The following is a 21,315-nucleotide window of genomic DNA, read 5'->3' on the forward strand; positions in this document are numbered from 1 at the left end:
CGCAGTTCCCCGCGCCCCTTCGCGTGGTCGACCCGCGTGGTCGACCCGCATGGTCGACCCGTGTGGTCGACCGGCTTACTTGACCGGGGGTGCGGAGGCGTCGATCGCGGCGAGCGAGCGGCGCACCTGGTTGCGGTCGGTGGTGTACCAGAAGTCCGGCATCGAGGAGCGGAAGAAGCCTCCGTACCGGGCCGTGGCCAGCCGAGGGTCCAGCACCGCCACCACTCCCCGGTCGTCCGCCGCACGGACCAGCCGACCGGCGCCCTGGGCCATCAGCAGCGCCGCGTGGGTGGCCGCCACCGCCATGAAGCCGTTGCCGCCGGCCTCCTCCACCGCCTTCTGGCGGGCGCTCATCAGCGGGTCGTCCGGCCGCGGGAACGGAATCCGGTCCATCACCACCAGCTGGCAGGAGGACCCGGGCACGTCCACGCCCTGCCACAGCGACAGCGTGCCGAACAGGCAGGTCTGCGCGTCCCCCGCGAACCTGCGGATGAGCTCGCCCAGCGTCTCCTCGCCCTGCAGCAGGATCGGCTGGTCCAGCCGCTCGCGCAGCGCCTCGGCGGCGGCCTGCGCCGCCCGCATCGAGGAGAACAGGCCGAGGGTTCGCCCGCCCGCCGCGCCGATCAGCTCCGCCAGCTCGTCCAGCATGGCCGGCCGGTCCGGCTCGCGGCCGGGCGGCGGCAGGTGCTTGGCGACGTAGAGGATGCCCTGCTTGGGGTAGGTGAACGGGGAGCCGACGTCCAGGCCGCGCCACGGCGGCGGCGCCTCCTCGCCGCCCTCGGGCAGGGTCTCGCCGGGGGTGCGCTCGTCCGGCAGCCGGCCCTCGACGGGCAGGCCGACCGAGGCCGCGACGCCGTTGAAGTCGCCGCCCAGCTTGAGGGTGGCGGAGGTGAGCACCACCGAGCGGTCCCGGTAGAGGTTCTCCCTGAGCAGCCCGGAGACGGAGAGCGGGGCGACCCGCAGCGAGGCGGTGCCCATGCCGAAGCGGTCGCTGCGCTCGATCCACACCACGTCGTAGGCGGAGTCCTGGAGCAGCCGGTCGGCGGTCTCGTGCAGCGACTCGGCGGAGGCCATCGCCTGCTTGCGGACGGCGTCCTCGTCGGAGAGAGCCCGGTCGCGGGTCTCGCCGAGCGAGGTGATCACCTGGCGGGCGGCGTCCCGGATGGCCGTGACGGCGTACGCCAGGTACTCCGGCAGCTCCTCGACCCGGCCGGGCTGTGCCGTCTCCATCAGCCCGTGGTAGTTCTCCGCGGCGGCCTGGAGTGCGTCCACGGCCTTCTCGTTGGCCAGCTTGGCAGCACGCCGGACGGCCCGGTTCACGGCGTGCACGGTGAGCTCGGCGGTGGCGGCACCGGTCACCCGGTTCACCAGCTCGTGCGCCTCGTCGATGATCAGCAGCCCGTGCTCGGGCAGCACCGGGGCGCCCTCGATGGCGTCGATCGCCAGCATCGCGTGGTTGGTGACGACGACGTCGGCGGTCTTGGCCCGCTCGCGCGCTGCCTCGGCGAAGCACTCCTGGCCGTAGGGGCACCTGGAGGCGCCCAGGCACTCCGAGGAGCTCACGGACAGCTGGGCCCAGGCCTTGTCGGAGACGCCGGGCGAGAGGTCGTCGCGGTCTCCGGTCTCGGTCTCCTCGGCCCATTCGCGCAGCCGCACGACGTCCTGCCCGAGCTTGCTGCTCGGCCCGCCGAGCACCTCGGCGGCGTCGAACAGGCCCTCGCCCTCGTCCACCGGGGTGCCCTCGTGCACCCGGTGCAGGCACACGTAGTTGGAGCGGCCCTTGAGCATCGCGAACTGCGGCCGGCGGCGCAGCACCGGGTGCAGGGCGTCGACGGTGCGGGGCAGGTCGCGCTCGACGAGCTGGCGCTGCAGGGCGAGGGTGGCGGTGGCCACCACGACGCGGTCGCCGTGCGCGAGCGCGGGCACCAGGTAGGCGAGGGACTTTCCGGTGCCGGTGCCGGCCTGGACGAGGAGGTGCTCGCCCTCGTCGACGGCGTCGGCGACGGCCTCGGCCATCCTGGCCTGGCCGGGGCGCTCCACGCCCCCGACGGCCGTGACGGCGGCGTGCAGCAGCTCCGGGATGCGGGACCGCGGTACGGGGGCCGGCGCGTCGTCGTCGCCCGGCAGGGGCAGGGGTGCGGAGTCGTTCGTCATGACGCCGACCACCCTACGGCGCTGCACCGACAATCGGGCCCGGTCGCGACGGGCCTACCTCGACCCGCGCCGAGGAGTGCGCCGTGCGCGGCCGGGGGCGTGGACGAACCGTCGCCGCCACCGGCCCGGGTTTTCCGGGACGCCCCGCACAGCACAGTCACCGCGCGGGAGCGGCACCGCCCCGAGCCGAAGGGCCCGCCGGCGTCGAAGGGGTGGGCCCCTCCTGCCCGTCGGCGGGCAAGGAGGGCGAGCGAGGGAGCGCAGCGACGGAGCATGGGGGCACCTCCCAGCCGCCAGGCTGGGGGAGACCGTCGGCGCCGGATCAGGAGGGCCCGGAGGCGAGCGGGCGACAGAACAGCGGGCCCGGAGGCGAGCTGGCGACAGAACAGCGGGTACGGACGATTCGTGGGCATCGGATGCCGGGTCGTCCACGAAGTCCCGGGCCCTCACCCCGCCCACCCCGAGTCACAGGCCTTTCCCGGGCGGAGCGAAGCTCGTCCAGGCGGTGCGGGTGGGGAGGGGGTGGAGTTCCTTGCCGGCGACGGCGTTGAGGATGACGGCGGCGCGGTGGGCGCCCAGGCCGAGGTCCGGGGTGCCGACGCCGTGGGTGTGCAGTTCGGCGTTCTGGACGTAGAGGCCGCCGGCGAGTTCGGGCCGGGTGGCGACGCGCTGGTCGAGGTCGACGCGGTAGCGGCCCTGCTCGTCCCAGTCGATGAACTCGGCGATCGGGTCGAGCGCCTCGGGCCGGGTGGCGCGGTAGCCGGTGGCGAGGACGACGGCGTCGGTCCGCAGGACGTGCTCGGTGCCGGAGTCGGTGTGCCGGCAGTGGAGTTCGAGCCCTCCGCAGGGGCCGGGCCGGGCGGCGGCGACGGCGGTGCCGGGCACGATCTCGACCGGGTCGCTGCCGGGCGGACGGCCGATGGAGCGCTCGTACAGCAGGTCGTGGATCTCGGCGAGGGTCTCGGCGCTGGCGGCCTTGTGGAGTTGCCACTGGGCGGGCACCAGGCGGTCGCGGACCTCCCGCGGGAGGCTGTGGAAGTAGCGGGTGTAGTCGGGGGTGAAGTGCTCCAGGCCGAGCTTGGAGTACTCCATGGGGGCGAGGGCGCGGGTGCGGCTGAGCCAGCGCAGCCGGGTGCCGTCGTCGGGGCGGCGGCGCAGCAGGTCGAGGAAGACCTCGGCGCCGGACTGGCCGGAGCCGAGGACGGTGATGTCGCGGGCGCCGTCGAGGCTGTCGCGGCGGGCGAGGTAGTCGGCGGAGTGCCAGACGCGGGGGTGGCCGTCGAGGGCGGTGAAGGCGGCGGGGCGGTGCGGGCGGGTGCCGACGCCGAGGACGACGTTGCGGGCGCGGATCTCCCGGCCGCCGGCCTCGGCGCGGAAGAGTCCGTCGGCCGGGTCGCGGCGCAGGGCGGTGACGGGGGCGCCGAAGCGGCAGTTGGGGAGCCGGTGGGCGACCCAGCGGCAGTAGTGCTCGTATTCGCGGCGGGAGAGCTGGAAGCGCTCGGCGAAGTAGAAGGGGTAGAGGCGTTCCTGGTGGCGGAGGTAGTTGAGGAAGGTCCAGGGGCTGGTGGGGTCGACCAGGGAGACGAGGTCGGCGAGGAAGGGGACCTGCATCCTGGCGCCGTCGACGAGCATGCCGGGGTGCCAGCGGTATTCGGGTTCGGCCTCGCAGAAGAGGGCGGAGACGGCGTCGGCGGCGCCGTCGGCGAGGGCGGCGAGGGAGAGGTTGAACGGGCCGATGCCGACGCCGAGGAGGTCGTAGGGCTCGGGCCGGGCCGGGCCCGGTGCGGGGGCGGTGCGGCGGCGGACCATCAGTACGGCCTGCTTGTCGGGGAGTCGGAGTTCGCCGGCGGGGGCGAAGCCGGCCCGCGCGAGGGCGCGGCGGCAGGCGGTGTTGCGGGTGTCGGGTTCGGCGAGGACGCGTCGGCAGGCGGGACGCCGGGCGAGGATGCGGTCGGCGAGGGCGGCGAGCAGGACGGCGGCGAGGCCGCGGCCGCGGGCGTCGGGCGGGCCGAGCAGCAGGTGGAGGCCGGTGTCGTGGGGTTCGGCGGGGTAGTGGCGGGCGAGCGGGTCGAGGTCGGCGCGGTAGACCTCCCAGTAGCTCACGGGGGTGCCGTCGAGCAGGCCGAGGCAGGGCAGGCTGCTGCCGTCGCCGTCGAGTTGGGCCCTCAGGTGGCGTTCGGTGGTCTCCGGCGGTCCGGCGAGCTGCCAGTAGGCGTCGACGGCGGGGTCGTTCATCCAGCCGGTGAGGAGGGGGAGGTCGTCGGGGAGGCGGACCGGCCGGAGCCGGAACTCGCCGGCCGGGGTGGCCATCGGGCCCCAGTCGGCGACGTGGTCGAGCGGGTCGCGGGTCCGGTGGCCGGGCGGCTGCTCGGCGGGCGGGGTCATGCGCCGGCCACCGGGTTGGCGAGGTCGGTGTAGACGGACTGGGTCTCGACCGGGCCGACGAGTTCGTCGAGTCCGTGCAGCCGGGTGAGCAGGTTGGCCTTGCAGCGCAGAGTGGGTGCGGTGAGCAGGTGGGCGGGGAGGGTGGAGCCGGTGGCGGCGGCGCGGGGGCCGGCGAGGAAGCGGCGCAGGGCGGCGAGCAGGACTTCCTCGTCGGCGAGCTGCTGGGCGCCGAGGGCTCCGATCAGGCCGAGGATGTGGTTGATCCCGAGGTAGTAGGCGAACCGCTCGTCGGCGACGTGGTCGGGGACGAAGGTGTCGCTGGTGCTGCCGAGGCCGGGCAGGCGGGCGGTGAGCCGTTCGGCGTGGGAGGCGCGGTAGTAGTAGCCCTGGTTGTCGCGGTAGCGGCCGCCGGTGGGCCAGCCGTCCCGGTCGAGGAGGACGAGGGTGTTCTGCTGGTGGGCTTCGAGGGCGATGCCGGCCCGGCCGTCGAACCAGAGGATCGGCAGGACGACGGCGTCGAGGTAGCGCAGGAACCATTCGGCGGTGACGGTGGCCGGGGTGCGGCCGCTGCGGGCGGCGAGGGCGGCGACGATCCGGCCGAGGTGGGAGTCGAGCCGGTCGGTGGGCCGTTCGGCGAGGAGACCGGCGAGGCAGACGGCGCGGTCGTGCGGGCCGAAGGGCTGGTGGCGCAGCACGGTGGAGAGGCCGTCGGGGTCGGGGAGGCCGGGGTGGTCGACGGCGATCCAGGCGGGGTCGCGGACGATGTCGAAGCCGGGGTGGGCGGCCTGCCATTCGGCGCCGAGGCCGGTTTCGAGCAGGCGGTGGACCTCGGTGCCGCGGTGGAGTTCCTTGCGGAGGTTCTCGCGGCGGGAGTTGGTGATGCGCAGGCCGAGGGAGAGCTTGAGCATCCAGGGGGTGCCGGGGCGGGTGACGGTGCGGACGGAGGAGGTGGGGTGCCAGGGGTCGCCGTGCCGGCCGAGGTCGTGCAGCAGGCCCTGGTCGAGGAGGGCGGCGACGGCGGGGCGCAGGGCGAGTTCGCGGGCCTGCCAGGGGTGGAGCGGGAGGGCTGCGGTGCCGGGCGGGAGGAGCCGGGGGTCGCCGAGGAGTTCGGCGGTGAGGGTTTCGGCGGCCGTCCCGGTGGCGGAGTCGGAGGCGAGCAGGGTGCGGTCGACGGCGTACCAGTGGAGGGCGAAGGAGCCGTGGAGTTCGGGCGAGTAGGCGCGGCTCTGGGCGGGGCCGAGGCCGTCGCGGCTCTTGGGGGTGGGGTGCAGGGGGTGGCCGAGCAGCAGGGCCTGTTCGGCGCGGAGGAAGGGGCTGGTGCCGACGGGGTCGGGGATGGTGCGGCGGTGCGCGAGGATCTCGGCGGTGCGGGCGACGGAGTCGGCGACGCGGGCGGCGAGGTCGGCGATCCGGCCGGGTTCGGGCCGGTCGGTGAGGGTGCGGGCGAGCAGGGCGGTGGCGGTGACGGCGTCGACCGGTGCGGCGGGGCCGCCGGGGCCGGTGGTGACGGTGACCGGGCCGAAGCGGTGCCGGCCGGTGGGCGACCAGTGGCGGACGGGGGCGGTGAGGTGGGCGGCTCCGCCGAGGACGGGGACGTTGAGGCGTCCGGCGGGGTCGGGGCGGGCGCCGGTCTCGCGGGCCCAGCAGCGCAGGACGGCTTCGGTGCCGGCGTGTTCGGCGGCGGTGGCCGGGTCGGGGTGGAGCAGGGGGTCGTCGGGGGTGGGGGGCGTTCGGCGGGCAGCGGGTCCGGGCGGCACGGCGGGGGTCGGGGCTCCGGCGAGGGCGGTGCTCAAGGCTGCTCCTTTGGGGCGCGCCGTACGAGGGCGCGGGGGGTCGAACGGGTGCGGCGGGGGGACAGCACCCGGAAGGCGACAGGTAAGGGTTACCTACCTGTGGCGGACGACCACAAGATCACCTCACTCGTTATGGTGAATCCTCGCCAATCACTCACTCGTGGGGGTGGTGTGTGCTGACGGTAGGCCCCGGGTCACGGTTCGGTGACCTCTCGTCAGGCATGCACCAGGCACGGCGCGTACGTGCCGCCGGTGGTGGGAGACTGCACCGGCGGTGATTCGAACACAGCGACGTCAGGGGGGACGTAGCCATGGCACTGATCAGACGCGCGGGGCCGTTGTCGGCACTCGCCGCGGCACTGCTGCTGACGGTGGCGGCCTGTACGCCGGAGGGCGGGGGCGGCGCGGAACCGTCCGGGAGCGCGTCCGCGCAGGCGGGTCGGCTGCGGCTGCCCGCCGACCTTCCGTCGGGCCTGCTGGCGGGGCTGCCGCGGAGCTGGGACGAGCTGAGGCGCTGGAAGTTCTCGGACTGGGACAACTGGGCGTCCAAGCACGTGTTCCAGAACCCGGTGGTGCGGGACCTGTGGGACCCGGACCGGATGGAGAAGGCCGCACCGCAGCAGCCGGCTCCGCCGGCGGCACCGCCGCCGCCCGGTGACAACGGCACCGAGCCGGACCCGGCGCCGGTGCAGGCGGTCGCGGTGGAGCGCCCGTACACGCGGTACCCGGCCTCCGGGAAGGTGTTCAGCAATGCGCCGGGCGGGGGCATCGGCCAGTGCTCGGCGACGGTGGTGGCCGATCCGGCGCACCCGGGGAAGTCGAACCTGGTCTGGACGGCGGCGCACTGCGTCCACCAGGGCAAGGGCGGCGACTGGTTCAAGAACATCATCTTCGTTCCCGCGTACAACAGTTCGGGGGCGGCGAGCGGCGGGCGCAAGGCGAAGCCGGCCGAGGTCGCACCGCTCGGGCAGTGGTGGGCCGACAAGGTGATCACCTCACCGCTGTGGCCGGCCGAGGGCGGGCACAGCGGTGACGCCGCCAACCAGTACGACTTCGCGGTGCTGCGCGTCCACAACCCGGACGACCCCGCGAAGTCCCTGGAGGAGACGATCGGCACCGCGGTGCCGGTCTGGTTCGACGCGCCGCGCGATCAGTTGAAGATCTCCGCCTGGGGCTATCCGGCGGTGAAGCCGTTCAACGGCCAGGAGCTCGACAGGTGCGACGGCGGACGGCCCACCCGGCTGTCCTTCGACGCCGCCCGCCCGCCGATGCTCACCATCGGCTGCACCATGACGGCCGGTGCCAGTGGCGGCGGCTGGTTCGCCGCCATGCCGGACGGCAGGTTGGCGCTGGTCAGCAACACCTCGATCGGCACGCTGGCCCACACCACGCTGAGCGGCCCGTACCTGGAGGGCGTCGCCAGGCAGGCGCTCGCCTACATCTCGCAGAAGTAACCGCAGCCGCGCCGGCCGCCGCGGCCGGGAGCGTCCCCGGCCCGCGGGCCGGTGCGGCGAACACGACACAACGACGGGGACAGACATGCCATCGACCATCCGCAGGACCGCCGCGGCCGCCGCGGCCGCAGCCGTGCTCACCCTCACCGCGACCGCCTGCGACCCGGAGGGCGGCTCCGGCGCGGACGCCGCCCCGGCGGCCACCGCGGCGCCGACCGGTGCGAAGCCCGGCCTCGACCTCGGCGAGGCCCTGAAGAACCTGAAGAACTGGACCAAGGACGACTGGGCGAACTGGGCGAAGGCGCACGGCTTCACCGCCGAGAAGCTCAAGGGCTTCTGGGACCAGGCCCGGATGGAGAAGGCGCAGGGCATGGAGGCGCAGGACGCCACCCTGCAGTCGGAGAAGACCGCGCCCGAGAACGACCCGCAGCCGCCGGCGAAGATCGCCGCCAAGCCGCAGCCGCACCCCTACTCCCCCGCCTCGGCCGTCCTGGGCAAGATCTTCATGCAGGTGGACGCGGAGAGCAGCGCGGTCTGCTCCGGCACCGTGATCAGCGACCCGGCGCACCCCGGCAAGTCCAACCTGGTGTGGACGGCCGCGCACTGCCTGCACGAGGGCAAGGGCGGCACCTGGTTCAAGAAGATGGCGTTCGTGCCCTCGTACAACCGCACCGGCGCGGCCTCGGGCGGCAAGAAGGCGAGCTTCGAGCAGCTCGCGCCGTACGGCGCCTGGACGGCCGACTACGCGGTGGTCTCCCCGCAGTGGGCGGAGGAGGGCGGCGAGCGCGGCGGCCCGGCCAGCCAGTACGACTTCGGGATCATCCGGGTGCACAACGAGGACTCCGCCGACGGCCGCTCGCTGGAGGAGGTCGTCGGCAGCTCGGTGCCGGTGTGGTTCGACGCGCCGCGCGCCCAGATCACCTCGGCCTCCGCGTACGGCTACCCGCAGGGCGCGCCGTTCGACGGCCGCGAGCTGGAGTACTGCGACTCCCGGGTGAAGCCGGCCCGGCTGTCCTTCGACGCCGAGCGGCCGACCATGTACGTGATCGGCTGCACCATGACCGGCGGCTCCAGCGGCGGCGGCTGGTTCGTGCTGCGGAACGGCAAGCCGACCCTGATCAGCAACAACTCGATCGGTCCGCGCCCGGCGGCCTGGATGGCCGGTCCGGCGCTCGGCGGACAGGCGAAGGCGATGTTCGACTACATGAGCACGCTGAAGAAGTGACGGCAACGGCGCGGGCCCCGATCCCGGGAGGGATCGGGGCCCGCGCCGTTCGTGCGGTGCCGTCAGGCCTGCGCGACCACGGCGAAGCGCTCCAGTTCGGAGGCCAGCTCCGCGGGCACCTTGGCCCGCAGCAGCGTGCCGTCGCCGGTGTGCTCGGTGGAGAGCAGCTCGCCCTCCTTGTGCACCCGGGAGACCAGGTCGCCGCGGGTGTAGGGCACCAGGGCCTGGACCTCGACGGCCGGGCGGGGCAGCTCGTCGTCGATGAGCTGCAGCAGCTCCTCGATGCCCATGCCGCTGCGGGCCGACACCACGATGGCGTGCGGCTCGCGGCGGAGCAGGCGCTGCAGGACGGCCGGGTCGGCGGCGTCCGCCTTGTTGATCACCACGATCTCCGGCACGTCCTGTGCCTCGACCGAGACGATGACCTCGCGGACGGCGGCCAGCTGGGTCTCCGGCTCGGGGTGCGAGCCGTCGACCACGTGCAGGATGAGGTCCGCCTCGGCGACCTCCTCCATGGTCGAGCGGAACGCCTCGACCAGGTGGTGCGGCAGGTGCCGGACGAATCCGACGGTGTCGGCCAGGGTGTACACCCGGCCGCTCGGGGTCTGGGCGCGCCGGACGGTCGGGTCCAGGGTGGCGAACAGGGCGTTCTCCACCAGAACGCCGGCTCCGGTGAGCCGGTTGAGCAGCGAGGACTTGCCGGCGTTGGTGTAGCCCGCGATGGCCACCGACGGCACCTGGTGGCGCCGGCGCTCCTGGCGCTTGGTGTCGCGGCCCTTCTTCATGTCGGCGATCTCCTTGCGGAGCTTCGCCATCTTCTCGCGGATCCGGCGCCGGTCGGTCTCGATCTTCGTCTCACCGGGACCGCGGGTGGCCATGCCGCCGCCCGAGGAGCCGGAGCCACCGCCACCCATCTGCCGGGAGAGCGACTGACCCCAGCCCCGCAGGCGCGGCAGCATGTACTGCATCTGCGCCAGGGAGACCTGGGCCTTGCCCTCGCGGGACTTGGCGTGCTGGGCGAAGATGTCGAGGATCAGGGCCGTCCGGTCGACGACCTTGACCTTGACGACGTCCTCGAGGTGGATCAGCTGGCCGGGGGTGAGCTCACCGTCGCAGACGACGGTGTCGGCGCCGGTGGAGGCGACGATGTCGCGCAGCTCCTGGGCCTTGCCGGAACCGATGTAGGTGGCGGCGTCGGGCTTGTCGCGGCGCTGGATCACACCGTCCAGCACCTCGGAGCCGGCCGTCTCGGCGAGGGCGGCGAGCTCGGCCAGCGAGTTCTCCGCCTCCTCGATCGTGCCGTCCGTCCACACGCCGACGAGCACCACGCGCTCCAGGCGGAGCTGGCGGTACTCGACTTCGGTGACGTCCTGGAGCTCGGTCGAAAGGCCGGCCACGCGGCGCAGCGCGGCGCGCTCGGAGCGGTCGTACTGTTCCCCGTCGAAGTGGTCGAGGTCCTCGTCGATCGCCGCGAGGTCCTCGTCCATCAGGGCCCCGGCCCTGAGGTCGGCGAGCCGGCGGGCGGACTCGCGCGTCTGGGCGCGGCTGTCGAACGTGGAGGTCATCTCATCCTTTGCGTGTCTGGGAGGCCGGCGCAGACGGGCTGCATCGAGGAGTCTGCCCAGCTGCCGCCCCTTCTCACGCGGGCGGGATGAGCTACCCCTGCGGACCGCCGGCGGCACCGGCGCTACTGCCTCCGGTGAACGCCGCGGACCGGCCGTGCATTCCCCACGATGGTCGCACGCCCCCGTCGGCCGGGTCACCCCCATTTACCGCGCCGGCCTGCGCGGCCGCCGTGCGGACGGGGCCGGGGGCGGCGTCGTCGCGGGGGATGCCGGGACGGAAGACGTCGTACACACCGGGTACTCGCAGCATCGCCCGGAGCACCGCGGGCAGGGTCTCGGCGGCGGGCAGTTCGATCGTGTAGCTGTGCCGTACTCGCAGGTCGCGGGGTGGTTCGACCTCGGCGGAGAAGATGCCGACGCCCTCGCCGGAGATCGCCGCGGTGAGGTCGGCGAGCAGCCGGGGGCGGTCCAGCGCCTCGGCCTGCACGGTGACCCGGTAGCCGTTCGGCGGCGCGGCGCCGGGGATCCAGGTCAGCTGGAGGGGGCCTCTGCCGTCCTCGCGCATCTGCTCGCCGACCGGACAGCCGGTGCGGTGGATTGCGACGGCGCCGCCGCGGATCGGGAAGCCCGTCACCGCGTCGGGCGGCACCGGGGTACAGCAGCGGGCGAGGCGGACGGGGGTGCCGGGGCGGCCGAGGACGGCGGCCACCGGGGGCCGCCCGCGCCCGCCGGCGGGTGTCCGGTCGGGGGCCTGCGGGACGGGTCTGCCGTCGGCGGGGCCGGTGTCGACGACGGGGGCGGCGGGCGGCCGGTCGGCCAGCCAGCGCTCGATCGCCAGCCGGGCGGCGGGGGTGCGGGCGTGGTCCAGCCAGCCGGCGGCGGGGCCGGGCGGTTCGCCGGTCGGATCGGTCAGCACGGTCACCATGTCACCGTCGCGCAGCACGGTGGCCAGGGCGACCAGGCGGCCGTTCACCCGGGCGCCGACGCAGCGGTGTCCGGTCTCCTCGCCGAGCAGGTAGGCGGCGTCCACGCAGGTCGCACCGGACGGCAGGTGGAGGGTGTCACCGGCCTCGGTGACCACGGTGATCTCGCCGTCGTCGGCGAGGGTGTCGCGCAGCGTCGACCAGAAGGCGTCCGGGTCCGGGGTCTCCTGCTGCCAGGCGAGCAGTCGGCTGAGCCAGCCCGGGCGGGCCGGGTCGGTGCGGTCGAGCTCGTCGCCGGAGGCGCCGGGCGTGCCGGACGTGCCGGACGTGCCGGACGTGCCGGATGCGCCCGGCCCGCCGGCCGGCTGGTGCGGGTCGCCGAGCGCGACCACGCCGAACTCGGCGACCGCGTGCATCTGCCGGGTGCGGACGAGGACCTCGGCGACCTCGCCGCCGGGCAGCTGCACCGCGGTGTGCAGCGACTGGTAGAGGTTGAACTTGGGGGCGGCCACGAAGTCCTTGAACTCGCCGGGCAGCGGTGTCCAGCAGGTGTGCAGCTCGCCGAGGACGGCGTAGCAGTCGGCGTTGTCCTCCACCACGACGAGCAGCCGCCCGAAGTCGGCGGGCTGGAGCGCCTGCGGGCGCCCGTCGGCGCCGGCCGCGGCCGCCCGCTTGAGCAGCACCCGGTGGACGGAGACGCAGTGCCGCGGCCGGACGGTGACCTCGGCGGCCACCCCGGTCTCGGCGAGCTGGCGGGCGAGTTTCTCGGCGAAGGGCTGCAGCAGCTCCTCCGGCCGGGCCTCGTGGGCGGCCACCACGGCACGGGTCCGGGCGTACTCCTCCGGGTGGAGGGTGGCGAAGACGATGTCCTCCAGCTCGGCCTTGAGCACCTGGATGCCGAGGCGCTCGGCGAGCGGGATGAGGACGTCCCGGGTGACCTTGGCGATGCGGATGCGGCTGGCGGGCTTCATGTGCCGGATGGTGCGCATGTTGTGCAGCCGGTCGGCGAGCTTGATGACCATCACCCGGACGTCGTCGCCGGTGGCGACCAGCATCTTGCGGAAGGTCTCGGCCTCGGCGGCCGCGCCGAAGTCGACCTTCTCCAACTTGGTGACGCCGTCGACGAGGTACGCCACCTCGGGCCCGAAGTCGGCGGCGACCTGATCGAGCGTCACATCGGTGTCCTCGACCGTGTCGTGGAGCAGCGAGGCCACCAACGTGGTCGTGCCGGCACCGAGTTGGGCGAGGATCATGGTGACGGCCAGCGGGTGCGTGATGTACGGCTCGCCGCTCTTGCGGGTCTGGCCGCGATGGCCCTCCTCGGCGAGCCGGTAGGCGCGCGCGAGGAGGGGCAGATCGGCTTGCGGATGGTGGCGGCGGTGCGCCTGGACGATCGGCTCGATGGCATCGGGCACGGGGGCGCGGCCGGCGGCCAGCACCGCGGCGCGGCCCGCCCTGGTGAGGGCGTTGCGGCTCAGCCTGCCGAGCGGACGCCGCGGGGCGGCGCCGGGCTGAGCGGTCTCGATCGGTCCTGCTTCGATGGCCATCCGCACCTCCGGCAGTGATCACCGGAGCGGGCTTCCGACCCGGTGGTCCATGCTACCGAGCTCAGCACGATCCGCGACGCATTGCTGCCGGTCCGTGACCAGGATCACCCGAACGGGCGGATTCACCGGTCACGGAAACGGGAAAGCGGGCGGTACGCCCGGGACATGACGGACCGACGGGTACGGCCGGCCGGCGCCCGACGGACCGTCGGATCAGGCCGGGAGGGCGGCCAGCCAGGCGGGGTCGAGGGTCCCGGTGGCGACGATCTCGGCGGGGCCGGTCTTCTCCACCCGGCCGTCCGGGAACTCCTCGATCACCAGCCGGCCGCCGGGCACGTCCACGGTGTAGCGGACGGCCTCGCCGGTGGCGGCCGGGTCCAGCCCGTCGCGGCGGGCGGCGGCGACGGCCACCGCGCAGGCGCCGGTGCCGCAGGAGCGGGTCTCGCCGGAGCCGCGCTCGTACACCCGCATCGCCACGTGCCGGGGGCCGCGGTCGACGACGAACTCGACGTTGACGCCCTCGGGGTACGCGCCCTCCGGGCTGGTGCCCGGGGCGGTGAACAGGTCGCCGGCCTCGTCCAGGTCCGCGACGAAGGCAACGGCGTGCGGGTTGCCCATGTTGACGTTGAGGGCGGGCCAGGTGCGCTCCCCCACCGTGACCTCGATGCCGTCCGGGCCGGGCAGCAGGGCGCGGCCCATGTCCACGGTGACGTCGCCGGGGGTGCCGTCCGGTGCGTCCTCGGCCACCCGCACCCGGCGGACGCCGGCCCGGGTGGCGACGGCGATCGGGCCGGGCTTCGCGAGGCCGGCCCGCACCAGGTAGCGGGCGAACACCCGGACGCCGTTGCCGCACATCTCGGCGATCGAACCGTCGGAGTTGCGGTAGTCCATGAACCATTCGGCCTCGTCGGCCAGGTGCGCGGCGGCCGGGTCGGCGGCGGAGCGCACCACCCGCAGCAGCCCGTCCCCGCCGACGCCCGCGCGCCGGTCGCAGATCCTCGCGACCGCGGCCGGGCCGATGTCGAGCAGACCGTCCGGGTCGGGGACGATCACGAAGTCGTTCTGGGTGCCGTGGCCCTTGAGGAAGGCGAGGCCGGGAGTGGTGGGTGCGCTCACACAGCCGATGGTACTGATCAGCCGCGCAGGTGGACGACCCGCCAGAGGGCCAGCGCCATCGCCGCGCCCGCCATCAGCGTGTACATCGCGATCGCCCGCCGGCTCGCCCGCCGGCCGCTGCCGCGCCGCGGCAGACCCGGCCACTTGTACCCGGCGCGCCGGGCGGCCATCGCGCCCCAGCCGCCGGAGGCGGCGGTCAGCAGCAGGCCGAGCATGCCGATCATCGAGGAGGCCGCGTCGCCGGAGAAGGCCAGCGGGAAGGCGAACATCAGGGAGCCGACCGTGGCCATCAGGACGATCGGCAGCAGCTGCCACCAGCGCAGCCTGCGGCGCGGGCGGATCTCCCGCTCGTGCACCACGCCGGGGGCGGCGAGGTCCTCGATGGCGGGCAGGGCGATCGCGTACGAGGTGGGGACGACGAGCTCGGGCAGCACACGATCGGTGCTGTGCGACAGCTCCTCGGTTTCGGGGCCGGTACCCGTCGACACGCGGCCTCCCCTGACGGATCGACACGAGTTCACGGACTCGTGAACGGTCGGGCCGGTCCGCGCGGACCGACCCCTGGTACTGACGATGATGGCATGTCCAAGGTCGCCGACAGGGCGTCCCGAGGGTCCTCGGGTGATCCGTGGCCATGACGTGATCCCCCTGTAACCGCCGGTTCGTCCTGCACCTTCCGCTGCGTGGGCAGCTGCACGAACGACATGGCCGGATCACGCCCCTGCGGGCTCCGGCCGGGTTGTCAGGGGGCGATCAGTTCGAGCGAGCGGGCGAGCAGCTCCACCGGGTCGGCGCCGGCCGGCCGGTCCAGCCAGTGGATGCGGTCGTCCCGGCGGAACCAGGACTCCTGGCGGCGGGCGAACCGCCGGGTGGCACGGACGGTCTCCTCCCGGGCCTCGGCCTCGGTGCACTCGCCGGAGAAGTGCGCGAGCACCTGCTGGTAGCCGAGCGCGCGCGAGGCGGTCTTCCCGTCGCGCAGCCCGACCTTCTCCAATTCCCGTACCTCGTCCAGGAGTCCGGCATCCCACATGCGGTCCACCCGCAGCTCGATCCGCTCGTCCAGCTCGGGGCGCGGCACCCGGACGCCGATCTGCACGGTGTCGTACACCGCGGTGTGACCGGGCAGGTTCGCGGTGAACGGCTGCCCGGTGATCTCGATGACCTCCAGGGCGCGCACGATCCGCCGGCCGTTGCTCGGCAGGATCGCCGCGGCCGCCGCCGGGTCCAGCCCGGCCAGCCTCCGGTGCAGCCCGCCGGAGCCGATTTCGGCCAACTCGGCCTCGAGTCGGGCGCGTACCGACGGATCGGTGCCGGGGAACTCCATCTCGTCCACGGCCGCCCGGACGTACAGGCCCGAACCGCCGACCAGGACGGGGGTGCGGCCCGCCGCGAGCAGCCGGTCGATCTCCGCCCGGGCCAGCCGCTGGTACTCGGCGACGCTGGCCGCCTCGGTGACGTCCCAGACGTCCAGCAGGTGGTGCGGGATGCCGCCGCGCTCCTCCGTCGTCAGCTTGGCGGTGCCGATGTCCATGCCCCGGTAGAGCTGCATCGAGTCGGTGTTGATCACCTCGCCGCCGAGGGCCCGGGCCAGGGCGACGGCGAGGTCCGACTTGCCGGCGGCGGTCGCGCCGACCACGGAGACGACGCGGGACGGGGTGGGGCTGGAGCTGCTCACCCGCCCAGTCTCGCAAACCCTGCGGCGGGAGTCGGCCCGCCGTATCGTTTTGTCCGATTACACCTGGTTTGTCGAGGAGGACAACCGGGCACATCCGAGCGTTGGACCAAAGGGGGACGCCGGCCTGCCGGGTCCGGCCCTCCCCACCGGACGAGGAGACCAGCCATGGGACTGAAGGACAGCCTCAAGGAGAAGGCCGGCGAGCTCAAGGTCAAGGCGAGCGAACTCACCGGCCGGCACGAGGACACGATCGACAACGCCGTCGACAAGACCGGCGAGGCCGTCGACAAGGCGACCAAGCACAAGTACCACGCCAAGATCGAGCACGGCACGGCCAAGGCCAAGCACATGATCAACGACTTCGCCACCAAGCCGGGCCCCGGCAAGACCTCGTGACACCCCCGCCGGCGGGGCGTTCCCCGGCTCAGCGCCAGGACGCGACCAGGTAGCCCACCCCGTACGGCGCCTCGTCGAACAGCAGCCGCCCGCCCAGGCCGGCCCCCTCCGCGGCACCCGCCAGCACCTGCCAGGGCGCCCGGCCGTCGGCCTGCAGCTCCGCCGAGAGCTGCGGGTCGAGGGCGGCCAGTGCCGCGGTGTCGGCTGTCCCCAGGGCGGCGGCCGCCGCCGCGTCGTACGCCTCGGAACGCTCGTCCCAGTAGCCCGGCGCCTTGACCGAGCGGCACGCACTGCCACCGCCCAGCACCAGCAGGCCGACCCGGTCGGCGAGGTCGGCCAGGCCCCGGCCCAGACCGGCCAGCCGCTCCGGGGCGGTGTCCGCACGCACGGCACAGGCATGGGTCGGCAGGGCCGCCCCCGCCTCGGCCAGCAGCCAGGCGCCGACGGTCAGCGACGGGGCGAGCTCCGGGCCGGACACACCGGCCGCAGGCAGCTTCACCGCAAGATCCACCCCGTACCGGCGGAAGGACCCGGCCCCGCCCTCCGTCCAGACCTCCGCCTTCGGGCCCGTCCCGACCGCGACGATCAGCTCCGCCCCGGACTCCAGCAGCCCGCCCACCGCCTCCGCACAGGCCGCACGCAGCCCGTCCAGCTCGGGCGCGGCACCCGCCGCCACCTCCGGAACGATCAACGGCGGACAAGGGCACACGGCGGCGGCAACCAGCATGGCGATCACTCTAATCGCACCGGCTCCGCCGAACGCCCGCGGTGAACCACCGGGGCGTTGGGAACTGCGCAGCCCAGGGGTGGGCAGCCCTCACAAGTCGGGGGCGGCCGGATCAGGGGCGTGGGGAACCGCGCAGCCCGGAAGGCGGGCGCCCCTCACAAGAGGCAGGGCGCGGGGCACTGCGCGAGAGCGGAAGGTGCAGGCCGCAGCCTTCCGTCCGCGCAGTGCCCCGCGCCCCAGTGGTCCTTCTCCGCGGGTGCTCAGTCGCAGCCGCAGCCCGGTGCGGCCGCCGGCGCCGGGGCGCCGACGGTGGGGATGCCGAGCATCACGCCTGCGGGCTTGGCCGGGGCGGCCTGCCGCTTCTCCCAGGCGTCGCCGGCCCGGGTGCGCCGGACGGCGATCGGGGTGCCCTCCGCGAGGAGGTGGTGCGGGGCCGCGTAGGTGATCTCCACGGTGACCATGTCGCCGGGCCGCACGGGCTCGGACGGCCGGGTGAAGTGCACCAGCCGGTTGTCGGGGGCGCGGCCGGAGAGCCGGTCCGTCCGGTCGTCCTTCTTGCCCTCGCCCTCGGCGACGAGGATCTCCAGCTTCCGGCCGACCTGCTTCTTGTTCTCCTCCCAGGAGATCTCCTCCTGGAGGGCGATCAGCCGGTCGTAGCGGGCCTGGACGACGGCCTTCGGCACCTGGTCCTCCATCTCGGCGGCGGGGGTGCCGGGCCGCTTGGAGTACTGGAAGGTGAAGGCGTTGGTGAAGCGGGCCTCGCGGACGACGTGCAGGGTCTGCTCGAAGTCCTCCTCGGTCTCGCCGGGGAAGCCGACGATGATGTCGGTGGAGATCGCCGCGTCCGGCATGGCCGCGCGGACCTTGCGGATGATGTCGAGGTAGCGCTCCTGCCGGTACGAGCGCCGCATCGCCTTGAGCACCGGGTCGGAACCGGACTGCAGCGGCATGTGAAGCTGGTGCATCACGTTCGGCGTCCCGGCCATGGCGGCGATGACGTCGTCGGTGAAGTCCCGCGGGTGCGGCGAGGTGAAGCGGACCCGCTCCAGGCCCTCGATCTCGCCGCAGGCGCGCAGCAGCTTGGAGAAGGCCTCGCGGTCGCCCAGGTCGGAGCCGTAGGAGTTGACGTTCTGGCCGAGCAGGGTGACCTCGACGACGCCCTCGGCGACCAGCGCCTCGACCTCGGCGAGGATGTCGCCGGGCCGGCGGTCCTCCTCCTTGCCGCGCAGCGCGGGGACGATGCAGAAGGTGCAGGTGTTGTTGCAGCCCACCGAGATGGCGACCCAGGCGGCGTACGCGGACTCGCGGCGGGTGGGCAGGGTGGAGGGGAAGGTCTCCAGCGACTCGAGGATCTCGACCTGGGCCTGCTGCTCGACCCGGGCGCGCTCCAGCAGGGCGGGCAGGTGGCCGATGTTGTGGGTGCCGAAGACGACGTCGACCCAGGGCGCCTTGCGGACGATGGTGTCGCGGTCCTTCTGGGCGAGGCAGCCGCCGACGGCGATCTGCATGCCCTTGTGCTGCTGCTTCACGGGCGCCAGGCGGCCCAGGTTGCCGTACAGCTTGTTGTCGGCGTTCTCGCGCACGGCGCAGGTGTTGAAGACCACCAGGTCGGGGTCGCCGTCCTGGGCGGCCTTGGTGTAGCCGGCGTCCTCCAGCAGGCCGGACAGCCGCTCGGAGTCGTGGACGTTCATCTGGCAGCCGTACGTGACGACCTTGTAAGTTCGCAAGCTCTCCTCCATACCCACGACAGCAAGGGTACGGGCAGTGGGACGGGCCTCCCGCCGGGCCGCCGGGCCTGGCACTATCCCTTGCATGGCCCAGTCCTCGATACCCGCCCGCTTCGGCGCCGCCGTGCGCCGGGCAGCCCGCCGGCGGCCGGTTCCGCTCGGCCTCGTGCTGCTGCTCCTGGCGGGCGGCCTGACCGGCTGGTGGCTGTCCTCGTCCGCCGCGCCCGCCTACCCGAAGGGCGAGATCGGCTTCTCGACCGGCGTCCAGCGCGGCGTCTACGACCGTTACGGGCAGCTGCTGCGCGGCTACGTGTCCACGGCGATGCCCGGGGTGCAGATGCGCCTGGACAACTCGCAGGGCTCGGTGGACAACCTCGAACGGGTGGCCGCCGGGCAGGACGACTTCGCGATCGCGACCGCCGACGCGGTGGCGGGCTTCAACAGCCCGTCCAAGTGGCGGCTGCGGGCGATCGCCCGGCTCTACGACGACTACCTGCAGCTGGTGGTGCCGGCCGACTCGCCGGTGCGGCGGACGGCCGACCTGAAGGGCCTGCGGGTCGGGGTGGGCCAGGAGAAGTCCGGCGTCAACCTGGTCACCCGCAAGTTGCTGGCCGCGTCCGGCCTGGACATCGACAAGGACGTCCGGCCGGCGCTGCTGGGCGTCGGCGACGCGGCCGACCAGCTGCGGGACGGGCGGATCGACGCGTTCTTCTGGTCCGGCGGCCTGCCGACCAACGCACTGACCGACCTGTCGGAGCGGTTCCGCATCCGCATCGTGCCGTTGGCCGACCTCGCCGAGGGGCTGCACCAGCAGGAGGGCGGCGGCACGGACGCCTACCGGGTCGCGACCATCCCCAAGGAGGCCTACCCCAAGGCCGAGCCGGCCGGCACCGCCGTGCCGACGGTGGCCGTGCCGAACCTGCTGATCACCCGGGACGACGTCGATCCCGGACTGGTGCAGGGCGTGACCGCCGCGGTGATCGACAGCCGCGACACCATCGGCTCCGTGGTGCACGCGGCCCAGCTGGTGGACCTCCGCACCGCCGTCTACACCGACCCCCTGCCCCTCCACGAGGGCGCCCGCCGGTACTACACCTCGATCAAGCCCTGACGGCCGTCCGCACCGGGGCAGCCGCCGAGGGGCGCGTGGGGGCGCCCGAGTGGCTGCCCCGGTGCCCCTGGCGCCGGCCGTGACTCAGTTCCGCTGGCGGGGGACGGTGAGGACGACGGTGAGGCCGCTCGGGTCGGCCTGCGCGAAGTCCAGCGAGCCGCCGCCGGCGAGCAGCAGGGTGCGGGCGATGGAGAGGCCGAGGCCGGAGCCGTCCACGTTCTGGTGGCGGGGGCTGCGCCAGAAGCGGTCGCCGATCCGGCCCAGCTCCTCCTCGGTGAGGCCCGGCCCGGAGTCGGTCACCGCGACGCTGACCTCGCGCTTGCGCAGCACCGTGTCGACCGCGACGCGGCGGCCCGCGGGCGTGAACTTCAGCGCGTTGTCGAGCACCGCGTCCAGGGCGCTGCCGAAGCCGATCGGGTCGGCCATGCCGTAGGCGATCGGGGGCCCGTCCCAGACCAGGTCGACGCCGCGCTGGTCGGCGACCGGCCGCCAGGCGTCGACCCGGGCGAGCACCAGGGCGGTGAGGTCCACCGGTTCGGGTTCCGGGCGGGCGTGCTCGGCGGTGGCCAGGCCCAGCAGGTCGTCCAGGACGCGGGCCAGCCGGGTGCCCTCCTCGCGGACGGCGCCGACCTCCTCCTGGTGCCGCTCGGGCAGCTCCAGGCCGAGCAGCTCGACCCGCAGCAGCAGTGCCGCCAGCGGGTTGCGGAGCTGGTGCGAGGCGTCCGCGACGAAGGCCCGCTGCTGGTCGATGGCGAGCACCACGTGGTCGGCCATGTCGTTGAAGGAGCGGGCGAGACGGCGCAGCTCGGGCGGGCCTCCGCTGGCGGCGACCCGGGCGTTGAGGCGGCCGGTGGCGATGTCGTGGGTGGCCCGGTCCAGGGTGCGGACGGGGCGGAGCACCCAGCCGGTCAGCCGGAAGGCCAGCAGCACGGCGATGATCATGGCGAGTGCCTCGCCGGCGCCGATCCACAGCCAGCGGTGCAGCACCCGGGCGCGCATCGGCCCGGTGGGCGACTCGGTGATCACCACGGCGACGACGTCGCCGTCGCGGACCACGGGCAGCGCGACGGTGACGGTGCGGTCCGGGGTCCACGGCCAGACCTGCGGCGGGTTGTGGCTGCGGCGCCCGTCCAGGGCCTCCTGGAAGGCCTGCCCGCCGGGCCCGCCGCCGGGTGCGGTCCAGCTGTCGGGGGCGACCGCGATCGCGCTGCCGTCCCGCTGGAAGATGCCGATCCGCACGCCGTACAGGCCGTGGTAGCGGGCGGCCTCCAGGGCCAGCATGTGCAGCCGGGTGGTGTCGCCGGCGGCGGGCACGGTGCCGCCCTTGACGGCGGTGTCGGACCCGGCCCTGCCCTGGGTGGGCAGGTCCTGGGCGAAGCGTGCGGCGTCGTCGATCCGGTCGACCACCACCCGGCTCTGCTCGGCCGCGGCGACGGCGGCGGCCAGCGGCAGCCCGAGGGCGGCGAGGACGCAGGCCATCAGGGAGAGCAGGATGCCGAGCAGGCGGTTGCGCACGG

The 21,315-nt window shown here is 74.1% G+C and carries 15 protein-coding genes; 4 read left to right on the forward strand and 11 right to left on the reverse strand.

Features of this window, described 5'->3' with window-relative positions; all coding sequences use genetic code 11:
- Window positions 1-75 precede the first annotated feature (75 nt).
- The 3 genes from AB0M03_RS11350 to AB0M03_RS11360 form a co-directional block, all read right to left on the reverse strand.
- Window positions 76-2,154, reverse strand: coding sequence for an ATP-dependent DNA helicase (locus AB0M03_RS11350; protein WP_363490931.1), 2,079 nt, complete (start codon window positions 2,152-2,154; stop codon window positions 76-78).
- A gap of 465 nt (window positions 2,155-2,619) precedes the next feature.
- Window positions 2,620-4,539, reverse strand: a complete 1,920-nt coding sequence (locus tag AB0M03_RS11355; protein ID WP_363490933.1) for a GNAT family N-acetyltransferase — start codon at window positions 4,537-4,539, stop codon at window positions 2,620-2,622.
- Window positions 4,536-6,296 carry an IucA/IucC family protein gene (locus AB0M03_RS11360; protein WP_363491013.1) on the reverse strand — a complete coding sequence of 587 codons (1,761 nt, stop codon included), beginning with the start codon at window positions 6,294-6,296 and terminating at the stop codon, window positions 4,536-4,538. The genes AB0M03_RS11355 and AB0M03_RS11360 overlap by 4 nt, the downstream gene beginning before the upstream one ends.
- Before the next feature lie 347 nt (window positions 6,297-6,643).
- Here AB0M03_RS11360 and AB0M03_RS11365 point away from each other — a divergent pair, with 347 nt between their 5' ends.
- Both AB0M03_RS11365 and AB0M03_RS11370 read left to right on the forward strand, forming a co-directional pair.
- Entirely contained in the window at window positions 6,644-7,786 is a 1,143-nt protein-coding gene (locus AB0M03_RS11365) for a hypothetical protein (protein ID WP_363490935.1), read from the forward strand.
- A gap of 85 nt (window positions 7,787-7,871) precedes the next feature.
- Window positions 7,872-9,011, forward strand: coding sequence for a hypothetical protein (locus AB0M03_RS11370; protein ID WP_363490937.1), 1,140 nt, complete (start codon window positions 7,872-7,874; stop codon window positions 9,009-9,011).
- 62 nt (window positions 9,012-9,073) lie between these two features.
- On the opposite strand, the gene hflX is transcribed toward AB0M03_RS11370, so the two are convergent.
- The 5 genes from hflX to miaA form a co-directional block, all read right to left on the reverse strand.
- Window positions 9,074-10,576 (reverse strand): GTPase HflX, encoded by a 1,503-nt coding sequence (hflX, locus tag AB0M03_RS11375; RefSeq protein ID WP_363490939.1) that lies wholly within the window; start codon window positions 10,574-10,576, stop codon window positions 9,074-9,076.
- A 91-nt stretch (window positions 10,577-10,667) separates the two neighbouring features.
- Complete coding sequence (locus tag AB0M03_RS11380) at window positions 10,668-13,046, reverse strand: HD domain-containing protein (RefSeq protein WP_363490941.1); 2,379 nt, start codon at window positions 13,044-13,046, stop codon at window positions 10,668-10,670.
- Between the two features lie 213 nt (window positions 13,047-13,259).
- A complete protein-coding gene (gene dapF, locus AB0M03_RS11385; RefSeq protein ID WP_363490943.1) occupies window positions 13,260-14,162 on the reverse strand; it encodes a diaminopimelate epimerase in 903 nt (300 codons plus the stop codon).
- A 17-nt stretch (window positions 14,163-14,179) separates the two neighbouring features.
- The gene (locus AB0M03_RS11390; RefSeq protein ID WP_363490945.1) at window positions 14,180-14,650 is read right to left on the reverse strand and encodes a hypothetical protein; all 471 of its coding nucleotides are present in this window, start codon (window positions 14,648-14,650) and stop codon (window positions 14,180-14,182) included.
- Window positions 14,651-14,904: 254 nt separating this feature from the next.
- Window positions 14,905-15,837 (reverse strand): tRNA (adenosine(37)-N6)-dimethylallyltransferase MiaA, encoded by a 933-nt coding sequence (miaA, locus tag AB0M03_RS11395; RefSeq protein WP_363490947.1) that lies wholly within the window; start codon window positions 15,835-15,837, stop codon window positions 14,905-14,907.
- A 165-nt stretch (window positions 15,838-16,002) separates the two neighbouring features.
- On the opposite strand from miaA, the gene AB0M03_RS11400 reads away from it, so the two are divergent.
- Window positions 16,003-16,233, forward strand: coding sequence for an antitoxin (locus AB0M03_RS11400; RefSeq protein ID WP_363490949.1), 231 nt, complete (start codon window positions 16,003-16,005; stop codon window positions 16,231-16,233).
- A gap of 28 nt (window positions 16,234-16,261) precedes the next feature.
- Here AB0M03_RS11400 and AB0M03_RS11405 read toward each other — a convergent pair whose 3' ends face one another.
- Entirely contained in the window at window positions 16,262-16,960 is a 699-nt protein-coding gene (locus tag AB0M03_RS11405; RefSeq protein WP_363490951.1) for a hypothetical protein, read from the reverse strand.
- 260 nt (window positions 16,961-17,220) lie between these two features.
- Window positions 17,221-18,699, reverse strand: a complete 1,479-nt coding sequence (gene miaB, locus AB0M03_RS11410; protein ID WP_363491015.1) for a tRNA (N6-isopentenyl adenosine(37)-C2)-methylthiotransferase MiaB — start codon at window positions 18,697-18,699, stop codon at window positions 17,221-17,223.
- A 73-nt stretch (window positions 18,700-18,772) separates the two neighbouring features.
- Here miaB and AB0M03_RS11415 point away from each other — a divergent pair, with 73 nt between their 5' ends.
- Window positions 18,773-19,798, forward strand: a complete 1,026-nt coding sequence (locus AB0M03_RS11415; protein WP_363490953.1) for a TAXI family TRAP transporter solute-binding subunit — start codon at window positions 18,773-18,775, stop codon at window positions 19,796-19,798.
- A gap of 84 nt (window positions 19,799-19,882) precedes the next feature.
- Here the strand turns inward: AB0M03_RS11415 and AB0M03_RS11420 are convergent, their stop codons facing one another.
- The gene (locus AB0M03_RS11420; RefSeq protein WP_363490955.1) at window positions 19,883-21,313 is read right to left on the reverse strand and encodes a HAMP domain-containing sensor histidine kinase; all 1,431 of its coding nucleotides are present in this window, start codon (window positions 21,311-21,313) and stop codon (window positions 19,883-19,885) included.
- Between the last annotated feature and the right edge of the window lie 2 nt (window positions 21,314-21,315).

It is taken from the genome of Kitasatospora sp. NPDC051914 (assembly GCF_040680995.1).
Taxonomy (GTDB): domain Bacteria; phylum Actinomycetota; class Actinomycetes; order Streptomycetales; family Streptomycetaceae; genus Kitasatospora.

Coding starts and splice junctions, on each gene's coding strand:
- AB0M03_RS11350 (WP_363490931.1), bottom strand. CDS start 2,154: ATGACGAACGACTCCGCACCCCTGCCCCTGCCGGGCGACGACGACGCG.
- AB0M03_RS11355 (WP_363490933.1), bottom strand. CDS start 4,539: ATGACCCCGCCCGCCGAGCAGCCGCCCGGCCACCGGACCCGCGACCCG.
- AB0M03_RS11365 (WP_363490935.1), top strand. CDS start 6,644: ATGGCACTGATCAGACGCGCGGGGCCGTTGTCGGCACTCGCCGCGGCA.
- AB0M03_RS11370 (WP_363490937.1), top strand. CDS start 7,872: ATGCCATCGACCATCCGCAGGACCGCCGCGGCCGCCGCGGCCGCAGCC.
- hflX (WP_363490939.1), bottom strand. CDS start 10,576: ATGACCTCCACGTTCGACAGCCGCGCCCAGACGCGCGAGTCCGCCCGC.
- AB0M03_RS11380 (WP_363490941.1), bottom strand. CDS start 13,046: ATGGCCATCGAAGCAGGACCGATCGAGACCGCTCAGCCCGGCGCCGCC.
- AB0M03_RS11400 (WP_363490949.1), top strand. CDS start 16,003: ATGGGACTGAAGGACAGCCTCAAGGAGAAGGCCGGCGAGCTCAAGGTC.
- AB0M03_RS11405 (WP_363490951.1), bottom strand. CDS start 16,960: ATGCTGGTTGCCGCCGCCGTGTGCCCTTGTCCGCCGTTGATCGTTCCG.
- miaB (WP_363491015.1), bottom strand. CDS start 18,699: ATGGAGGAGAGCTTGCGAACTTACAAGGTCGTCACGTACGGCTGCCAG.
- AB0M03_RS11415 (WP_363490953.1), top strand. CDS start 18,773: ATGGCCCAGTCCTCGATACCCGCCCGCTTCGGCGCCGCCGTGCGCCGG.